Source organism: Streptomyces sp. NBC_00271, assembly GCF_036178845.1.
Classification (GTDB): Bacteria; Actinomycetota; Actinomycetes; order Streptomycetales; family Streptomycetaceae; genus Streptomyces.
The window spans coordinates 10,110,152-10,128,840 of the sequence record NZ_CP108070.1; the positions used below are offsets into that span (position 1 = coordinate 10,110,152).

18 protein-coding genes and 1 pseudogene are annotated in these 18,689 nt (G+C 71.5%); 16 read left to right on the forward strand and 3 right to left on the reverse strand.

Annotated elements, in window-relative coordinates; translation table 11 throughout:
- The first annotated feature begins 110 nt into the window (after window positions 1-110).
- The 3 genes from OG798_RS46025 (at window position 111) to OG798_RS46035 (ending at window position 2,557) form a co-directional block, all read left to right on the forward strand.
- Complete coding sequence (locus OG798_RS46025; RefSeq protein ID WP_328759039.1) at window positions 111-704, forward strand: helix-turn-helix domain-containing protein; 594 nt, start codon at window positions 111-113, stop codon at window positions 702-704.
- Window positions 705-847: 143 nt separating this feature from the next.
- A protein-coding gene (locus OG798_RS46030) for an IS5 family transposase (RefSeq protein WP_443054100.1) occupies window positions 848-1,665 on the forward strand; the annotation gives its coding sequence in 2 pieces (ribosomal slippage) (window positions 848-1,177 and window positions 1,180-1,665; 816 coding nt in all).
- A 19-nt stretch (window positions 1,666-1,684) separates the two neighbouring features.
- Window positions 1,685-2,557, forward strand: a complete 873-nt coding sequence (locus OG798_RS46035) for a class I SAM-dependent methyltransferase (protein WP_328759040.1) — start codon at window positions 1,685-1,687, stop codon at window positions 2,555-2,557.
- 2 nt (window positions 2,558-2,559) lie between these two features.
- On the opposite strand, the gene OG798_RS46040 is transcribed toward OG798_RS46035, so the two are convergent.
- From OG798_RS46040 to OG798_RS46050, 3 genes are all read right to left on the reverse strand, one after another.
- Window positions 2,560-2,955 carry a hypothetical protein gene (locus tag OG798_RS46040; RefSeq protein ID WP_328759041.1) on the reverse strand — a complete coding sequence of 132 codons (396 nt, stop codon included), beginning with the start codon at window positions 2,953-2,955 and terminating at the stop codon, window positions 2,560-2,562.
- A 71-nt stretch (window positions 2,956-3,026) separates the two neighbouring features.
- Complete coding sequence (locus tag OG798_RS46045) at window positions 3,027-3,425, reverse strand: hypothetical protein (protein WP_095851021.1); 399 nt, start codon at window positions 3,423-3,425, stop codon at window positions 3,027-3,029.
- Window positions 3,426-3,598: 173 nt separating this feature from the next.
- Entirely contained in the window at window positions 3,599-4,489 is an 891-nt protein-coding gene (locus tag OG798_RS46050; protein ID WP_328759042.1) for an LLM class F420-dependent oxidoreductase, read from the reverse strand.
- A 124-nt stretch (window positions 4,490-4,613) separates the two neighbouring features.
- Here OG798_RS46050 and OG798_RS46060 point away from each other — a divergent pair.
- The 13 genes and pseudogenes from OG798_RS46060 (at window position 4,614) to hypF (ending at window position 18,676) form a co-directional block, all read left to right on the forward strand.
- Window positions 4,614-5,851 (forward strand): annotated as a pseudogene (locus tag OG798_RS46060) (family 43 glycosylhydrolase).
- Between the two features lie 160 nt (window positions 5,852-6,011).
- Window positions 6,012-7,823, forward strand: a complete 1,812-nt coding sequence (locus tag OG798_RS46065; protein WP_328759045.1) for an enoyl-CoA hydratase-related protein — start codon at window positions 6,012-6,014, stop codon at window positions 7,821-7,823.
- 49 nt (window positions 7,824-7,872) lie between these two features.
- Window positions 7,873-8,961 (forward strand): hydrogenase expression protein HypE, encoded by a 1,089-nt coding sequence (locus OG798_RS46070; protein ID WP_095851019.1) that lies wholly within the window; start codon window positions 7,873-7,875, stop codon window positions 8,959-8,961.
- Window positions 8,962-9,046: 85 nt separating this feature from the next.
- Complete coding sequence (locus OG798_RS46075) at window positions 9,047-10,831, forward strand: nickel-dependent hydrogenase large subunit (RefSeq protein WP_054232508.1); 1,785 nt, start codon at window positions 9,047-9,049, stop codon at window positions 10,829-10,831.
- On the forward strand, window positions 10,828-11,439 hold the full coding sequence (locus tag OG798_RS46080) for a hypothetical protein (RefSeq protein ID WP_095851018.1): 612 nt from the start codon (window positions 10,828-10,830) through the stop codon (window positions 11,437-11,439). Before OG798_RS46075 ends, OG798_RS46080 begins: the two co-directional genes overlap by 4 nt.
- Window positions 11,436-12,092 carry a DUF5947 family protein gene (locus OG798_RS46085; RefSeq protein ID WP_095851017.1) on the forward strand — a complete coding sequence of 219 codons (657 nt, stop codon included), beginning with the start codon at window positions 11,436-11,438 and terminating at the stop codon, window positions 12,090-12,092. Before OG798_RS46080 ends, OG798_RS46085 begins: the two co-directional genes overlap by 4 nt.
- Window positions 12,089-12,796: a DUF6084 family protein gene (locus OG798_RS46090; protein ID WP_097223765.1), complete on the forward strand. Its 708-nt coding sequence runs from the start codon at window positions 12,089-12,091 to the stop codon at window positions 12,794-12,796. Before OG798_RS46085 ends, OG798_RS46090 begins: the two co-directional genes overlap by 4 nt.
- Window positions 12,793-14,241 (forward strand): hypothetical protein, encoded by a 1,449-nt coding sequence (locus OG798_RS46095; protein WP_121414045.1) that lies wholly within the window; start codon window positions 12,793-12,795, stop codon window positions 14,239-14,241. The genes OG798_RS46090 and OG798_RS46095 overlap by 4 nt, the downstream gene beginning before the upstream one ends.
- The gene (locus OG798_RS46100; RefSeq protein ID WP_095851014.1) at window positions 14,238-14,798 is read left to right on the forward strand and encodes a hydrogenase maturation protease; all 561 of its coding nucleotides are present in this window, start codon (window positions 14,238-14,240) and stop codon (window positions 14,796-14,798) included. Before OG798_RS46095 ends, OG798_RS46100 begins: the two co-directional genes overlap by 4 nt.
- Before the next feature lie 11 nt (window positions 14,799-14,809).
- Entirely contained in the window at window positions 14,810-14,914 is a 105-nt protein-coding gene (locus tag OG798_RS56765) for a DUF6893 family small protein (RefSeq protein WP_373558897.1), read from the forward strand.
- Window positions 14,915-15,086: 172 nt separating this feature from the next.
- Window positions 15,087-15,482: a hydrogenase maturation nickel metallochaperone HypA gene (gene hypA / locus OG798_RS46105; RefSeq protein WP_120986554.1), complete on the forward strand. Its 396-nt coding sequence runs from the start codon at window positions 15,087-15,089 to the stop codon at window positions 15,480-15,482.
- 3 nt (window positions 15,483-15,485) lie between these two features.
- Window positions 15,486-16,256, forward strand: a complete 771-nt coding sequence (gene hypB, locus OG798_RS46110; RefSeq protein ID WP_328759046.1) for a hydrogenase nickel incorporation protein HypB — start codon at window positions 15,486-15,488, stop codon at window positions 16,254-16,256.
- A gap of 14 nt (window positions 16,257-16,270) precedes the next feature.
- Window positions 16,271-18,676, forward strand: coding sequence for a carbamoyltransferase HypF (gene hypF / locus OG798_RS46115; protein ID WP_328760165.1), 2,406 nt, complete (start codon window positions 16,271-16,273; stop codon window positions 18,674-18,676).
- The last annotated feature ends 13 nt before the right edge of the window (window positions 18,677-18,689 follow it).

Here is an 18,689-nt window from a genome sequence, read left to right on the forward strand (position 1 = left end):
TTCCGTGTGGGGCGACCGCTCCGACACGGCCGCCCTGCGCGACGAGCACGGTGGCCGCCACGATCTACGAGGCTGACGGCACCTTGCCGTAGAGGCATACGATGTTGCCCATGGCGCAAGACAACGGTGAGCTGGACAGCCTGGTACGCAAACGCATTCGCGCCCTGCGCGTGGCTCAGGGCTGGTCCCTGGAGGAGCTGGCCGCCCGCGCCCGGGTCAGCCAGTCCACGCTCAGCCGCATCGAGAACGGCCGGCGCCGCCTGGCGCTGGACCAGCTCGTCACCCTCGCCCGCGCCCTGGACACCTCCCTCGACCAACTGGTCGAGACCGCCGCGGACGACGTCGTCTCCCACCCGATGATCGACGCGGCCCACGGGCTGATGCGCTGGCCCATCAAGGCGGAACCCGGCATGACCGTTGTACGCCAGCGCATGACCGACCCGCCGCCCGACAACCCCTCGCGCATGCGCGCCCACCCGGGCCGCGAATGGCTCGTCGTCCTCTCCGGCACCGCGTGCCTGCTGCTGGGCAATCGGCGCTTGCGGATCGAGACCAACCAGGCGGCGGAGTTCCCCACGATGCTCCCGCACGCCATCGGCGCCGAGGGCGGACCGTGCGAGATCCTGGGCATCTTCGACCGTGACGCCCGCCGCGGTCACCAGCGTGGCGAGGACGTCGGGAAAGTGAACCGCCCGTCAGCGTGACCGTTTGCGTGTTCCGCAGTCCAGCAGGCCATCGTCTTGCGTATTCAGCAACCCGCCAGTTCACACGCGGAGGGCCCGCTTACTGGCTCTAACAAAAGCTGTTGATCATGTGACTGTTGGCTTGTCTGCTCGTTGGTCTGGTCGTGGGGAAACGTCAGTCGAGGCCGTGGATCGTGTCGGATGAACTGTGGTCGCTCATCGAGCCGTTGCTGCCCGCGCCGGGACCGAAGCTGGTGGAAGGCAGACCTCGAGTGCCGGACCGGCAGGCAGTGTGCGGGATCCTGTTCGTGCTGCACACCGGCATCCAGTGGGAGTATCTGCCGCAGGAGTTGGGCTTCGGCTCGGGAATGACCTGCTGGCGACGGCTGGCCGCCTGGAACGAGGCCGGCGTCTGGGACCAGTTACACGTGGTGCTGCTGAAGGAACTGCGGTCGAAGAACCAGCTGGACTGGTCGCGGGCGGTGATCGACTCCTCCCACGTCCGGGCTGCTCGGCGGGGCCCAAAAGCGGTCCCAGCCCGGTCGACCGCGCACGGCCGGGCAGCAAGCACCACCTCATCGTCGACGGGCAGGGCATCCCGCTCGCGGTAACGCTGACCGGCGGAAATCGCAACGATGTCACCCAGCTCCTGCCCCTGCTCGACAAGATCCCGGCGGTCGCCGGCCTGGTCGGCAGACCTCGCCGACGGCCCGACGCGCTGCTGGCCGACCGCGGCTACGACCATGACAAGTACCGCCGCCTGCTCTGGCAACGCGGGATCCGCCCCGTGATCGCGAAACGAGGCCAGCCACACGGCTCCGGCCTGGGCATCTTCCGCTACGTCGTCGAGCGCACAATCTCCTGGCTGCACGGCTTCCGCCGCCTGCGCATCCGCTGGGAACGGCGTGACGACATCCACGAAGCTTTCCTCGGTCTCGCCGTCTGCCTGATCACCCACCGACACGTACAGCGGCTTTGTTAGGGCCAGTTAGCGTGGGCGCATGAACCACCCCTCCCCGCACCCAGCGCCCCACGGCGCGCACCATGTTCACGAGCACGGGCACGACACAGGCGACCAGGTGGAGATCCTCGACCTGGACGCGGAAGTGCTCGCCGAACACCTCGCGTCCATCACCACCTGGCTGCCGATCGGGACCGACCCCCGCCGCATCGTGGATCTGGGCTGTGGGACCGGAGCCGGGACCCTCGCTCTGCTCGAGCGCTTTCCCGAGGCGCAGTTGACGGCTGTCGACCTGTCGGCCGCCCACCTGAACCGTCTGCGCGAGAAGGCAGCCGCAGCCGGTGCGGCCGACCGTGTGCGCATCGTGCGGGCCGACCTCGACGCGACGGCGTGGCCCGAACTCGGCACGCCGGAGCTGGTCTGGGCGTCGGCCTCCATGCACCACATGCCCGACCCCGACCGCACCCTGCGCCAGGTCCACGACCTGCTGGCACCGGGCGGGCTGTTCGCCGTCGTCGAGCTGGCCGGCTTCCCCCGGTTCCTGCCCGAAGACGCCCCGGAGGACGCTCCCGGTCTGGAGGAGCGCTGCCATGCCGCACTCGACCACCATCATGCCGAGCAGGTCCCCCACCGCGGCGCCGACTGGGGAACCAAGCTGACAAAGGCCGGCTTCACCGTCGAAGGCGAGCGCACCGTCACCGTCGACATCGGCCCGCCCCGCACCGAAGCGGCAGGCCGTTACGCGCTCAGCAGTCTGCGCCGTATGCGCGGCGGCGTCGCATCCGCCCTGACGGTCGAGGACCTGGCCGCTCTCGACCGGTTGCTCGACACCGGCAGCCCGCACAGCATCCTGCGCCGCATCGACCTGAGGGTGCGCACCGAGCGCACGGTGTGGGCCGCACGCCGCACCTGACGTTACGACGTGCAGACGTTCTTCAGCTCCTCGGCCGCGTCATTGATCTTGCTGGAGTCCGGGTTCGTGTCGCCGTTCAGGATGGCTTTGTTGTAGTCGGCGACGGCCTTGTCGAGCTTGTCGACCGCCTTGTCGACCTTGCCGTCGTTCGTCTTGTCGTCGATCTTGTCGAGGTTCTTGTAGATGGTCTCGATGGACTTGTCGGTCCGGGCGGGATCCTTCGCGGCGTCCAGGCCGGCCTCGTTGATCGCCTTGAGGCTGTCGGCGATCGTGTCGGCGTTCTGCAGGCAGTCCAGTGAGTTGTCGACGCCGTCGCAGCCGGTGGCGAGCCCGGCGGTCAGGGCGACGGTGGCCAGGGTGGCGGCGACGCGGCGTCCACGTCGGCGGGCGGTGGCCATGGGAGGGTCCCTTCAGAGGAATTCGGGCGTGACGGGGCGAGGGGGCAGCGGAAGCGGGGTGGGCCGGCCGGTCAGTACCAGGGCTGGTCGACCGCCCGGACCAGCTTCTTCCGGCGGCCTGCGACGAGGCCGCCGGCGGCGCCCAGTGAGACCAGACCCATGCCGACGGCGGCCATGATTCCCTTCACGCCGTCCATGGTGAAGTAGCAGACCGTGGCCACGGCGCCGTTGAACAGGAACAGGAACCACAGCACCGGCGGCGTCGACAGGAACGCCTTGATCTGCGGCTTCTTCGCGATGCGCGAGCCGGCCACCAGTGACACGGCGATACCGGCGTACGTGGCCACGTCCTTCTGCGTGCCGTCGAGGACGGCGCCGGAGGCGGAACTCGCGGCGAGGCCGCCCACGAAGAACGACCAGAGCAGCAGGTTGGCGACGAACGACCGTACGGCGGCGAGCAGTGACTTCACGGGATTTTCCTTCGGCAGGGGACGCGCTGGTCCGTTGCGATCTCTGCCGTCAACGATCCCGTCGCCCGCCCGCCGCCACGAGGGACCGGCCCCCCGGATCGATGGTGTAGCGCGTTACACCATGTGAGCCACCACGGAGGGGACCGGCGAGGACCTGGAAGCGCGGGGGAGAGTCAGAGCAGGATGCCCGCCAGTCGGCGCCACTCCTCGCGCGGGAGGGAGTCGGGGGTCTGTCCGGTCACCACCTGGAGCGCCACATGGTCGGCGCCCGCCGCGTGGAAGGCCTCGACACGGGCACGGATACGGTCCTCGTCGCCCCAGGCGAACATCGCGTCCACGAGACGGTCGCTGCCGCCGTCCGCGAAGTCGGACTCGGCGAAGCCCAGCCGCAGAAAGCTGTTGGTGTAGTTCGGCAGCGACAGATAGAAGGAGAGGACGCCCCGGGCGAGCGTGCGGGCGCGGTCCGGGTCCGTCTCCAGGACGACCTTGAACTCCGGTGCCAGCAGCGGGACTTCGCCCAGGATCTCGCGGGCCTGCGCGGTGTGCTCCGGCGTCACGAGGTAGGGGAGCGCCCCGGCGGCGCGGTCACGTGAGAGCTCCAGCATCTTCGGGCCGAGGGCGGCGAGCATCCGGCGTCCCGCGGGCACTCCCTTCGCGTCCAGCTCGTCCAGATACGCGACCATGCTCGCGTAGGGGCGACGGTACTGGTCCGCGATCTTGGCGTGGCTCACCCCGAGGCCGAGCACGAAGCGGCCGAGGTGGGCCGTCTCCAGCTCCGCGAAGCCCGCCGCGCTCGCGAAGGCGTCCTGTGTCCAGATGCTCTGGATGCTGGTCCCCACGATGAGCCGCTCGGTCGCCGCGAGGAGTGGCGCCGCGTTCTCCGCGCTGCTGCTTCCGCCCAACCAGGCGGCGCCGAAGCCGAGTTGCTCCAGCTCGGCGGCGGCTTCGGCGCGCTCGCCACGCCCCTGCGGATCCTCCGAGCGCAGGCCCCCGCTCCAGATGCCGTACCGCCCGACGGCCTCCTTGAGCGAGCGGACCTGGCTCTCGGTCGTGACGTCGTTCATCGATTCCGATCCCTTCGGTGTGTACGGGCTGCCGGCGGAGGAACCACCGTTGCCTGCGAACGTGTTCGACACTACGGTCCTCTTCGATCACCTGCTCTCGATCATCGCCCGTCGAAGGAGACGTATGCGGCAGCGGACCGCGCAGGTCGTCCGGAACCCGGTCCTGGCCGGCTCGCATCCGGACCCGTCCATCCTCCGCGTGGGAGCCGATTTCTACCTGGCGACCTCGACGTTCGAGTGGTGTCCGGGGGTACGGCTGCACCATTCCAGGGACCTCGTGCACTGGCGGCCCCTGGGCGGCGCCCTGGACAGCACCCGCTTGCTCGACCTGACCGGTGTCCCGACTCCGGCGGGGTGTGGGCGCCGAACCTGAGCCACGCCGACGGCTTGTTCCACCTCGTCCACAGCAATGTGTCGACGCACGCGGGAGGCTTCACCGACAGCCCCAACCACCTGGTCACCGCGAAGTCGAACGACGGGCCCTGGTCCGACCCGGTGCCGCTGCACGCGCGCGGATTCGACGCTTCCCTCTTCCACGACGGCGCCGACAGCCGGCTGCTGAACCTGGTCCACGACTGGCGTCGCCCCTGGTACCACCTGCTGACCGCGGACGGCGGCACGGGCTACGACCACCAGGTCACCGTCGCCCGCTCGCGCACCCTGACCGGCCCCTACGAACGCGACCCCGCGGGCCCCCTGATCACCGCCCGCCACCACCCGGACCTGCCCCTCCAGAAGGCCGGGCACGGCAGCCTGGTGGACACCCCCGGCGGCCTGTCGTACCTCGCCTACCTCGTCGCCCGGCCGCACACACGGCACGGACCGTGCGGCCTGGGCCGCGAGACCGCGCTGGCACCCGTCACCTGGACCCCGGACGGATGGCCGCGCACCCCCAGCGGCCTGCCCGCCCTGGAGATACCGGCCCCCGACCCACTTACCGACGGCACAGACCCACGCCCGGACGGCCACGACGGCCACGACGGCAACACCCGCAACTGGTACTTCCTGCACGTCACCGCGGACGGCGAGGGGCGTGCGGTGCTGCGCGTGGCGGCATGCGACCGGGGCGAGCTCACCGTCGACGAAGCGGGCGGGAAACCCCTCGGCGACACCACGCGGCTGCGCCTCGGGCTCGACCTCGACGGATCAGCCCTGCGCTTCCGCTACGACACGGGCCCCGGCTGGCGTCCCCTCGGCCCGACACTCGACGCGACCGTGTTCTCCGACGAACACGCCGAGGAGTTGGAGGGCGACCGGATCCGCGTCCTCGGGTTCACCGGCGCGTTCGTCGGACTCTGGGCCTGGGACCTGACCGGGGGTGGCCCGCCCGCCGACTTCGACGAGGCGACGTACCGCATGTAGGGCCTGTCGTTCGGATCAGGACCGGGCCGCCGGGTGGCGGGTAGGCGTCCGCTTTCGGGTGACCCCTCAGCCTGTCGTCGGGGCCCGGCGGTCCGGCGTGTCCGAGCATCGCAGTCGACCGGGGCGTCGCCGCCCGCACCGTCCGCCGCCGGAGCCCGCCGTGCACATCCTGCTCGTGGCCAGCGCCTTCAACAGCCTCACCCAGCGCGTCCACGTCGAACTGCGCGACCACGGGCACACGGTCGCGGTGGAACTCGCGCTGCCCGGGCACCCGTTGGCCGAGGCCGTCCGACGGCACACGCCGGACCTCGTGCTCGCGCCGATGCTGAAGACGGCGATCCCCCGCGAGGTGTGGGCCGCGTACCCGTGCTTCATCGTCCACCCGGGGCCCTTCGGGGACCGGGGGCCGTCCTCGCTGGACTGGGCGATCCAGCGGGGCGCCGACCGATGGGGGGTGACGGTCCTTCAGGCGGTCGAGGACATGGACGCCGGGGACGTCTGGGCGTCCGTCGACTGCGTGGTCCCGCCGGTGGGCAAGAGTGACCTGTACCGGGGCGAGATCGCCGACGCCGCGCTCACGGCCGTCCTGCTCGCCGTGGAACGCTTCGCCTCCGGGACCCACACCCCGCGACCACAGGGCCCGGCCCACGCCCAATACACCCCGGTGCGCATCCGGCCGTACCTCGACCAGAGCGTCCGGCGGATCGACTGGGACGCCGACTCCACGGAGACCGTCCTGCGCAAGCTGCGCGCGGCGGACTCGCAGCCCGGCGTGCTGGACGTGCTGTGCGGCGCCGAGTGGTACCTGCACGGCGGCCACCCCGAGGGCGGCCTGCGCGGTGCCCCGGGGGAGTTGCTGGCCACCCGGGCCGGCGCGGTCTGCCGGGCCACGACGGACGGCGCCGTCTGGATCCCCGAGCTGCGGCGCAGGCGCGCTCAGGGACAGCCGCCCACCTACAAACTGCCCGCCGCACAGGCCCTCGGCGACCGGCTGCCGTCCCTGCCGGAGCTCGCCGCACCGGACTGCGCGGACCCGCGCCGGCGCACCTGGACGGACATCGGGTACCGGGAGGAGGGGAGCGTCGGAGTCCTCTCGTTCTCGTTCCCCGGCGGAGCGATGAGCACCACGCAGTGCCGACGCCTTCTCGACGCCTACCGGCAGGCATGCGCGCGGCCCACCTCGGTGCTGGTGCTGGGCGGGCAGCGGGACTTCTTCTCCAACGGAATCCACCTCAACGTCATCGAGGCCGCCGAGGACCCCGCCGCCGAGTCCTGGGCCAACATCAACGCCGTCGACGACCTCGTCGAGGCGGTCCTGACCACCACGGACCGCCTGGTGGTCGCCGCCGTCGCGGGCAACGCCGCGGCGGGCGGGATGATGCTCGCCCTCGCCGCCGACGAGGTCTGGTGCCGCGCCGGCGCCGTACTCAACCCGCACTACCGGCTCATGGGCCTGTACGGCTCGGAGTACTGGACGTACACCCTGCCGCGCCGCGTGGGTGGGGCGACGGCCGACCGGCTGCTGGGCGAGGCCCTGCCGATGAGCGCGGCGAGCGCCCGCGACCTCGGGCTCGTCGACCGGGTGGTCGACTGCGGCCCCGGGGACTTCGCCGCGGAGGTCGGCCGCCTCGCGGCCCGGCTGGCGGCGCTGCCGGGATCACCGTCCCGGATCGCCGCGAAGAAGGCCGAACTGGAACGCCAGGAGTGCGGCGAGCCCCTGGCCGCCTTCCGGGAGCGGGAGCTGAGCAGGATGCGCCGCACCTTCGACGACCCGGACGCCCCTTACCACGCACTGCGCCGCGCCTTCGTCCACAAGCGCCGACCGGAGTCCACCCCGCCGCACCTCGGCCTCGCGGCGACCACGGCCACGAGGGCGGCGGCGGGAGCGGACCGGTCCACGAGGGCGCGTGTCACTGGAACGGCCCTGGATGACCTCTCGCGTCGGCCGGATGGCTGGTACGAAGAGAGCTGATGGTCGAAATATAAGCTTTTGTCCCTCACCTCCCCGAGGAGGCGGTCCCATGACAGCGGCGACACCCAGTACGGCCGGCGCGACGAACGCCGGTGGTGCGCCCGCCGACGAGACGCCCACGATCCACATCCTCTGGATCAACGCCGGGCTGAGCTGCGACGGTGACTCCGTCGCGCTGACGGCGGCCATGCAGCCGAGCATCGAACAGATCGCGCTCAGCGCTCTGCCGGGGCTGCCCAAGATCGCCGTTCACTGGCCCCTCATCGACTTCGAATGCGGTCCGGTCGGCGGCGCGGACACGTTCATCGAGTGGTTCTTCAAGGGCGAGCGGGGCGAGATCGATCCGTTCGTGCTGGTCGTCGAGGGGTCCATCCCCAACGAGTCGATCAAGCCCGAGGGTTATTGGTGCGGCTTCGGCGACAACCCCGAGACCGGCCAGCCGATCACGACCAGCGAGTGGATCGACCGGCTCGCGCCCAAGGCGCTCGCCGTCGTCGCCATCGGCACCTGTGCCACGTACGGCGGCATCCACGCCATGGCGGGCAACCCGACCGGCGCGATGGGCGTGCCCGACTACCTCGGCTGGGAGTGGAAGTCGCACGCGGGCATCCCCATCGTGTGCGTCCCGGGCTGCCCCATCCAGCCCGACAACTTCGCCGAGACGCTGACGTACCTGCTCTACCAGGCGGCCGGCTCGGCCCCGATGATCCCGCTCGACGACAAGCTGCGCCCGTCCTGGCTGTTCGGCGCCACCGTGCACGAGGGCTGCGACCGCGCGGGCTACTACGAGCAGGGTGAGTTCGCGACGACCTACGACTCGCCCAAGTGTCTGGTGAAGCTGGGCTGTTGGGGACCGGTCGTCAAGTGCAACGTGCCCAAGCGGGGCTGGATGAACGGCATCGGCGGCTGTCCGAACGTCGGCGGCATCTGCATCGCCTGCACCATGCCCGGGTTCCCCGACAAGTTCATGCCGTTCATGGACGAACCTCCCGGCGCGAAGTTGTCCGTCACGGCCAGCGGCGCCTACGGGGCGGTGATCCGCAGACTCAGGTCGCTCACGACCAACACCGTGGACAAGGAGCCGAAGTGGCGCCACACGGGAGACAAGATCACCACTGGATACCGGCCGCCGTGGTGAACCCCCGCCCCACCTGAGACACAGCTCCACCAGCCCGTCCACACCCTCCCGGACCACCCGCGCGAAGAAGGGCACGACACACACGATGGCACCGAAGACGAAGGCGGCCGGCGACGGTAGCGGCCTGATGGAGATGGCCTGGGACCCGATCACGAGGATCGTGGGCAGCCTGGGCATCCACACGAAGATCGACTTCAAGCAGAAGCGGGTCGCGGAGTGCTACAGCACCTCGTCCGTCTTCCGTGGCTACAGCGTCTTCATGCGCGGCAAGGATCCCCGCGACGCGCACTTCATCACCAGCCGCATCTGCGGGATCTGCGGGGACAACCACGCCACCTGCTCGGTGTACGCGCAGAACATGGCGTACGGCGTGAAGCCCCCGCACCTCGGTGAGTGGATCATCAACCTCGGCGAGTCCGCCGAGTACATGTTCGACCACAACATCTTCCAGGAGAACCTGGTCGGGGTCGACTACTGCGAGAAGATGGTCAAGGAGACCAACCCGGGCGTCCTCGAACTCGCCGAGCGCACCGAGGCGCCGCACGCCGCCGAGCACGGCTACCGGACGATCGCCGACATCATGCGGTCCCTCAACCCCCTCGAAGGCGAGTTCTACCGCGAGGCGCTCCAGGTGAGCCGCTACACCCGGGAGATGTTCTGCCTCATGGAGGGCCGCCATGTGCACCCCTCCACGCTTTACCCGGGCGGCGTCGGCACCATCGCCTCCGTCCAGCTCTTCACGGACTACCTCAGCCGACTGATGCGCTACGTCGAGTTCATGAAGCGCGTCGTCCCCCTCCACGACGACCTGTTCGACTTCTTCTACGAGGCCCTGCCCGGGTACGAGGAAGTGGGACGCCGACGGGTGCTGCTCGGCTGCTGGGGCGCGCTCAACGACCCCGAGTACTGCGACTTCACCTACGCCAACATGACGGACTGGGGCAGGCGGATGTTCGTCACCCCCGGCATCATCGTCGACGGCAAGCTCGTCACCAACGACCTCACCAAGATCAACCTCGGTATCCGCATCCTGCTGGGCAGTTCGTACTACGAGGACTGGGAGGGCCAGGAGCAGTTCGTCACCCACGACCCGCTCGGCAACCCGGTCGACCCGCGCCACCCGTGGAACCAGCACACCATCCCCGCCCCGCAGAAGCGGAACTTCGACGACAAGTACAGCTGGGTCATGTCGCCCCGCTGGTTCGACGGCAAGGACCACCTCGCCCTCGACACCGGCGGCGGCCCCATCGCCCGTCTGTGGTCCACCGCCCTGTCCGGCCTCGTCGACACGGGCTATGTGAAGGCGACCGGCCACAGCGTGGTCATCAACCTGCCGCGCACCATGACCAAGCCTGAGACCACCTTCGAGTGGAAGATCCCGCGCTGGAGCAACGCGCTGGAACGCAACCGCGCACGCACCTACTTCCAGGCCTACACCGCCGCCGTCGCCCTGCACTTCGCGGAGAAGGCGCTGGAGGAGGTCCGCGCCGGACGCACCCAGACCTGGGAGAAGTTCGAGGTGCCCGACGAGAGCATCGGCGTCGGCTTCACCGAGGCGGTCCGCGGTGTGCTCTCCCACCACATGGTGATCCGTGACGGCAAGATCGCCAACTACCACCCGTACCCGCCGACCCCGTGGAACGCCAGCACCCGGGACACCTACGGCACGCCCGGCCCGTACGAGGACGCCGTGCAGAACACGCCGATCTTCGAGGAGAACTCCCCGGAGAACTTCAAGGGCATCGACATCATGCGTGCCGTCCGCAGCTTCGACCCCTGTCTGCCGTGCGGCGTGCACATGTACGTCGGTGGCGGCAAGACCGTCCAGAAGATGCACATGCCCACCGGCCTGAGCGGACTGGGCGGATGAGCGCGGGCACGACCATCGACGCGACGAGGACGGCACCGGCGGTCGACGCGGTGCGCACCGGGCAGCGGATCGAGGACGTACTCGACCGGCTCGCCACCACCGGTGACCCGGCCGCCCGCGCGGCGGCCGAGGAACTCGTCCAGGCCCTCATGGACTTCTACGGTGCGGGCCTGGCCCGGATGCTCCACCTGCTGTCCACGCCCGTGGGCCGCAGAACCCCCGGTGATCCCCTGGCGGGCCTGCTCGGCGACGAACTGGTCGCGAGTCTCCTCGTCCTGCACGACCTGCATCCCGAGGACCGGACGACCCGCATCACCCGCGCGCTCGACAGCGTCCGCAATCACGAACTGGACGTCGTGGACTTCGACGAGGAGACGGGCACCCTCCGGCTGCGGGCGGCCGGAGGCGGCGGATGCGGCTGCGCGGCGAGCGGTACGACGGCCCAGCAGGCGGCCGAGGACGCGCTGGCCTGCTTCGCGCCGGAGGTCACGGCGGTCGAGGTACAGGCCGCCGGCCGCACGGGGGAGCCCACGCTGCTCCAGATCGGCAACGGGCCCGGAACCCGCACCGCCACCACCGCGGGACCGGCACCGGCGAAGGCCCCATGAGCGCGCCCCCGGCCCCCCGACCGGCCACGCGCGACTCCGGGCTGCGCAGGTTCCTGACCGGACGTGAACCGCGGCCGGAGCGGTGCGGACTGTGCGCGGTGGCGGTGGACGAGGCACGCCACCGCCACCTGGTGGACATCGAGCACCGGGCCATCGTCTGCGCCTGTACGTCCTGCGCCCTGCTGATGGAACAGCCGGGCGCCGCACGCGGCCGTTTCCGCGCGGTTCCGGACCGCTATCTCACCGACCCGGACCACCAGCTCGACGAGGGCGCCTGGGAGGCGCTGCAGATCCCGGTCGGCGTCGCCTTCTTCTTCCGCAACGCCGCGCTCGACCGGCTGGTGGCCCTCTATCCGAGCCCGGCCGGGGCCACCGAGAGCGAACTCGATCCGGCGACATGGAGCTCCGTCCTCGGTGACAGCCGCCTCGCCGAACTGCTCGAACCCGATGTGGAGGCGCTGTTGCTGCGCCGCCACGAGGGCCGCTGCGAGTGCTATCTCGTGCCCGTCGACATCTGCTACGAACTGGTCGGCCGGATGCGCCTGTTGTGGCAGGGCTTCGACGGCGGCGCCGAGGCCCGCGCCGCCCTCGACACCTTCTTCGCACACGTCGAGCGACGCGCCCGCCCCGTACGCGAGGAGGGCCCGGCGTGACGGAGTTCGCCTTCACCTGCACCGGCGTGCGCGCGGACCGGTTCGCCGCCGGACCGACCCTGGTCTTCCGGCTGCGCATCACCGCGACCGGCGACGAACCGGTCCACGCCATGGCGCTGCGCTGCCAGATCCGTATCGAGCCCGCCAAGCGCGGCTACGAGACCGCGGAGGCCGAGGGGCTCGCCGATCTCTTCGGCGAACGTTCGCGCTGGGGCAGCACCCTCCAACCGGTGCAGTTCGCCCAGGTCTCCGTCATGGTCCCCGCCTTCACCGGGGAGACCGAGACGGACCTCGTCGTGCCGTGCACCTACGACATGGACATCGCCGCGACCCGCTACTTCGATGCGCTGACCAGCGGTGAAGTGCCGCTGCTGATGCTGTTCTCCGGCACGGCGTTCACCGGAGCGGGCGGCTTTCGCGTCGAACCCGTCCCGTGGGACCGGGAGGCGGTCTTCCGGATGCCGGTGGCCACCTGGCGGGAGATGGTCGAACAGCACTTCCCCGGCTGCGGCTGGATCCGGCTGCCCCGCGACACCATGGACGCCCTGCTCGCCTTCCGCTCCCGACGGGCCCTGCCCTCCTGGGAGGCGACCGTGCGGGCCCTGCTCGACGAGAGCGGCGGGGCGGCTCCCGCACCACCCCGAAGATTCAGTCTCACCGGCATCACCAGCACTACCAGCACCACCGGAAGGACCGCTCCGTGAGCGTGACCACGTTCGCCCCGGAGACCGAGGCCCGCCTCGCCGTCGCCCGGCAGGTGGCCGACGCCGTCCTCTTCGAGGGCTATGTGCTCTACCCGTACCGTGCCTCCGCGGCCAAGAACCGGCTGCGCTGGCAGTTCGGCGTGCTCGTCCCGCCCGCCTGGGGAGCCGACTGCGAGGAGCACGAGTTCCAGCACACCGAATGCCTGATGGAACCCAAGGCGGACGCCACCCTCGCGGTCGAGTTGCGCTTCCTGCGCGCCCGGCGCCGCACGGTCCAGCGGGCGCGCCCGGACGGCGGCTTCGAGACGGTTCCCGAACTCCGGCTCGGCGACCGGACGTTGGTCCCCTGGGACGAGGGAACGGAGGAGCGCGTCGAGGCGGTCGTGCCCGTCGACGAACTCCTGGGCGACGGCGTGCGGGTCCCCTTCGACCGCCCCGCGGGTGAGGACACCGAGCCCGTCCTCGACGAGAGCGGTCGCGTCGTCGGCCGGATGGTCCGCCGCTACGAGGAGACGAGCGGCGTACTCCGGTTGTCCGCGAGCGAACTCGACGGGCCCTACCGCGTGCTGCGGCTGACCGCGATCGTCGAGAACACCAGCACCTGGACACCCCCGGACGGCACCGCGGCCGACCGGGACGCGGCCCTCCCGCGCTCCCTGGTCGCCACCCACCTCCTCATGGGACTCGGCGCGGGGTCGTTCCTGTCGATGACGGATCCCCCCGAGTGGGCGAAGCACGCGGTCGCGTCCTGCCGCAATCTGCACACCTGGCCGGTCCTCGCCGGTGAACCCGGGCGCGCGGACGTGGTGCTGTCCTCGCCGATCATCCTGGAGGACCACCCGGCGATCGCCCCGGAAAGCCCCGGGGCCCTGTACGACGCCACCGAGATCGACGAGATCCTCGCCCTGCGCACCGCCGCGCTCACCGACGAGGAGAAGCGCGAGGCCCGGGGCACCGACGACCGGGCGGCCGCCGTGATCGACCTGGCGGACACCATGCCGCCCGAGGTCCTGGAGCGCCTCCACGGGGCGGTGCGCAGTCTGCGCGAGGTGACCGGAGCGGGCGCGGCGACCGGAAGGGCGTCCGCTCCCGTCGCGGACGGCTTCCCCGACGAGTTCGGCGTGCCGCGTCCCGACACCCCGTGGTGGGACCCGGCGAGCGACGCCGGCTTCGACCCGGGGCAGGACCGGATCGTCGTCGACGGCCGCTCGCTGGGCGCGGGAAGCAGGGTGCTGCTGCGGCCCGGGCTGCGCCGCACCGACGCACAGGACCTGTTCGTGGCGGGCCGTACGGCGAAGGTCGAGGCCGTGCTGCACGACGTGGACGGCGGAGTGCACCTGGCGGTGACGGTCGAGGACGATCCGGGCGCCGACATCCGCCGCGAACAGGGCCGCTTCCTCTACTTCCAGCCCGACGAGGTCGAACCGCTGGAGGACGAGGCATGAGCCCGCCCGCGGACCCACCCCGCCGGGAGAGCGGCAAGGTCCTCGTCGCCGGGATCGGGAACATCTTCCTCGGGGACGACGGCTTCGGCGTGGAGACCGTGCGCGCACTCGCCGGGCGGCAACTGCCCCCGCACGTCGAGGCCGTGGACATCGGCGTACGAGGCGTGCACCTCGCGTACCAGGTCCTCGACGGCTACGACACCCTGATCCTGGTGGACGCCACCGCGCGCGGCGAGCGCCCCGGCACCCTGTACGTCATCGAACACGACAGTGCCGACGCGGGCGAGCCGCACGGCGTCGCGCTCGACGGCCACCGGATGACCCCCGACACGGTGCTCGCGCTGCTGGGGACCCTCTGCGCCACCACCGGCGGGCAGCCGCCGCGCCGCACGCTGGTCGTGGGATGCGAACCCGCCTCCGTCGAGGAGGGAATCGGGCTCAGCCCGCCGGTGTCGGCCGCCGTGCCGGAGGCCGTCCGGCTGATCGAAGAGTTGCTGCGGGCCGACGAACCGGGAGAGTCCGCGCCGCGGGCCACGGTCGGCGAAGCCGCGAAGTGAGGAGAGAAGCCATGATCAAGACCCTCGTCGGCGGCGCGCTGGCCGCCGTTGTCACCGCCGTCCTCGTGCAGATCCTGCCCGACCTCAGACGCTACCTGCGGATCAGGAGCATGTGAGCCGACGTCCTCCCGGTCGTACGCCCTCCGCCGTCTTCTGCCGCACCGCGCCGTGCCGTTGCGGCGAACGGCGTACGCGGCCGGCCGGCGACGGCGTGCCGGTCCGCCGCCCTCGGACGCCTCCCCTCTAATGAGGGGCGGCGGACGCCCTGCCCGAGACGGAGACCGATCGATGCACGAGATGTCCCTCGCGATGGCGGTGATCGGCCAGGTGGAAGAGGCGGCACAGCGGGCCGGTGACGTCACGGCCGTGCGCTCGGTGCGGCTTCAGGTGGGCGAACTGGCCGGTGTCGTACCCGACGCCCTCTCCTTCTGCTTCGAACTGGCCTGCGCCGGAACCGTGCTGGAAGGCGCCGAACTGGTCACCGAGGCCGTGCCGGGACGGGCCCGCTGCGCACCCTGCGCGCACGAATGGGCCGTCGGCATGCCGCCCGCGCTGACCTGCCCGCGATGCGGCGGATCCACCACGCAGCTACTGACGGGCAGGGAACTCCAGATCCTCAGCGTGCAGTGGGAGGACGGCCCGACGCACGCCCACCCCCGCGAACCGATCTCCGAGGAGCGCTGAACCATGTGCCGTGTGGTCGACCTGCAGCAGGCCGTCCTGGCCAAGAACGACGAGACCGCGCACACCCTGCGCGCCGGCCTTGCGGCCCGCGGCACCACGGTCGTCAACCTGCTCTCCAGCCCCGGCAGCGGCAAGACCGCCCTGCTGGAGGGTGAACTGGGGCTCGCGCGCGAGCGGTCCGTGCCCGTCGCGGCGCTCACCGCCGACCTCGCCACCGAGAACGACGCGCAGCGGCTGGCCCGGTCGGGCGTCCCGGTCAAGCAGGTCCTCACGGACGGGCTGTGCCACCTGGAGGCCGCGATGCTCGGCCGCCACCTGGAGGACTGGCTGCCCGACGACACCCGGCTCCTGTTCGTCGAGAACGTCGGCAACCTCGTCTGCCCGGCCTCCTACGACCTCGGGGAGACCCTGAGAGTGGTGCTCGCCTCCGTGACCGAGGGCGAGGACAAGCCGCTCAAGTACCCCACCGCCTTCGGCCTCGCCCACCTGGTGGTGGTCACCAAGACCGACATCGCCGAGGCCGTCGAGTTCGACGAGGCGGCGTTCCGCGCGAACGTCCAGCGGGTCAACCCTGGAGTGGACGTGCTGCTGACCTCGGCCCGCCGGAACCGGGGCGTCGGAGCCCTGCTCGACCGGGCGCTGGCGGCCGCGGACGGCGTCCCGCTCCACGAGCCCGTCATGGCACGCCGACCCGACGGCGCCTCACACACCCACCCACATCACGGCCACGAGCACCCGCACGGCGCCGGCGCCATGGCGCACACCCAATCGTGAGCGGTCCGCCCTCCATGGCCGCCGTCGCCGACGGGACACCGCTGCGCCGACGGGTCACCGTACGGGGTGTCGTGCAGGGCGTCGGCTTCCGCCCGTACGTCTACACCCTCGCCACCGGCCTCGAACTGTCCGGCCATGTCACCAACACCCCCGAGGGCGTCATCGCGGAGGTCGAGGGCGCCCCCTCGGCCGTCGCCCGCTTCTGCGACCGCATCGCCGTCCAGGCACCGCCGCTGGCCCGCGTGGACTCCGTGCACCACGACGACGTACCCGTCACCGGTGACGCCGCGTTCACCATCCTCGCCTCCCGCACGGGCGGCCCGGCGGGCACCCTGATCCCGCCGGACACCGCCACCTGCGCCGACTGCCTGCGTGAACTCGCCGACCCCGCCGACCGGCGTCACCGCCACCCCTTCATCAACTGCACCCACTGCGGCCCCCGGTTCACCATCGTCACCGGCCTGCCCTACGACCGCTCCCACACCACCATGGCCGGCTTCCCGATGTGTTCCGACTGCGCCCGCGAGTACGCCGATCCGGCCGACCGCCGCTTCCACGCGCAACCCGTCGCCTGCCCGGCCTGCGGCCCGCGACTGCGGCTGCTCGTCCCCCGACCGGGCGTGAGCGGCCCTCCGGAGCCCGTCGCCGGAGCGGACCCGGTCGCCGAGGCTCGCCGGCTCCTGGCGGGCGGCGCGATCCTCGCGGTCAAGGGCCTCGGCGGCTACCACCTGGCCTGCGACGCCACGAACCCCGAAGCCGTCGCCCTGCTGCGCCGCCGCAAGGCCCGAGGGGACAAACCCTTCGCCGTCATGGCCCGAAGCCTCGACGACCTCTGGCACCTCGTACGGATCGGCGCCGAGGAGCGGAGCCTGCTCGACGGCGCCACCCGGCCCATCGTGCTGCTGCGCCGCCGCAGGGAGGTACCCGTGGCGGGGGCACCACGGCCCGCCGACTCCGTCGCGCCCGGCAGCCCCGACCTCGGCGTCATGCTGCCGTACACCCCCCTGCACCACCTGCTGTTCGGACTGCCCGGCGACCCCGAGGGACCCCTACTGCTCGTCATGACCAGCGGCAACGTGTCCGGTGAGCCGATCGTCACCGACGACGGGGAGGCGCTGGAGCGGCTGGCGCGGCTGGCCGACGGCTGGCTCACCCACGACCGGCCGATCCATGTGCCGTGCGACGACTCCGTGGTGCGCGTGTGCGACGGCGCGTTGTTGCCGCTGCGCCGTGCCCGCGGCTACGCGCCCCTGCCGCTGACCCTGCCGGTCCCGGTGCGTCCGGCCCTCGCCGTCGGCGGGGACCTCAAGAACGCGCTCTGCCTCGGCGAGGGCCGCCGGGCCTGGCTCTCCGCCCACATCGGCGACATGGACGACCTCGCCACCCAGCACGCCTTCGAACGCGCCGTGGCCCAACTGGAGTCCATCACCCCCGTACGTCCCGAACTGCTCGCGGCGGACCGGCACCCCGCATACCGTTCGGCGCGCTGGGCCGACCGGAACGCGTCGGGCAGGCCCGTCGTACGCGTCCAGCACCACCACGCCCATGTCGCCGCCGCGATGGCCGAACACGGGCTCGACGGCGGCCGGCCGGTGATCGGGGTCGCCTTCGACGGCACGGGTTACGGCGACGACGGGGCGGTGTGGGGCGGGGAGATCCTGCTCGCCGACTACGACGGCTTCACCCGGTTCGGGCACCTCGCGTATGTGCCGCTGCCCGGCGGTGACGCGGCGGTGCGACGGCCGTACCGGATGGCGCTCGCGCATCTGCGCGCGGCGGGGATCGACTGGTCGGACGAGCTGGCCTGCGCGAGTGCCTGCCCGCCCGACGAACGGCGCGTGCTGAAGCGGCAGTTGGAGCGCGACCTGAACTGTGTCCCCACCTCCAGCATGGGCCGCCTCTTCGACGCGGTGTCCTCCCTCGTGGGCGTGTGCCACGCGGCCGGCTACGAGGCCCAGGCGGCGATGGAGCTGGAGGCCGCGGCGCTGGAGGCTCCCGCCGGGGACCCTGTCGCGTACGCGTTCGCCCTACGACCGGCAGGAATGACCGACCGTTCACGCGGCGGTGCGGATGAGGGCCCCGTCCTCGCGGATCCCGCACCTGTGCTCGCGGCGATCGTCGAGGACCTGCGCTCGGGGGCCGGACCGGCCGTCGTCGCGGCGCGCTTCCATCGGGCCGTCGCCGGTCTCGTGCACCGCGTCTGTGTGCTGGCGCGCGAACGGCACGCGGTGGAGACGGTGGCCCTGACCGGCGGGGTGTTCGCCAACTCGCTGCTGTCCTCCGCCTGCGCGGCGGCCCTGGGCGCGGACGGATTCACGGTCCTGCGCCACCGCCTGGTCCCGCCGGGCGACGGCGGTCTGGCCCTCGGGCAGCTAGTGGTGGCCGCGCGCGCCGAGGACCGTACCCGAGCCAACGACTGACCAACAGCGAGGA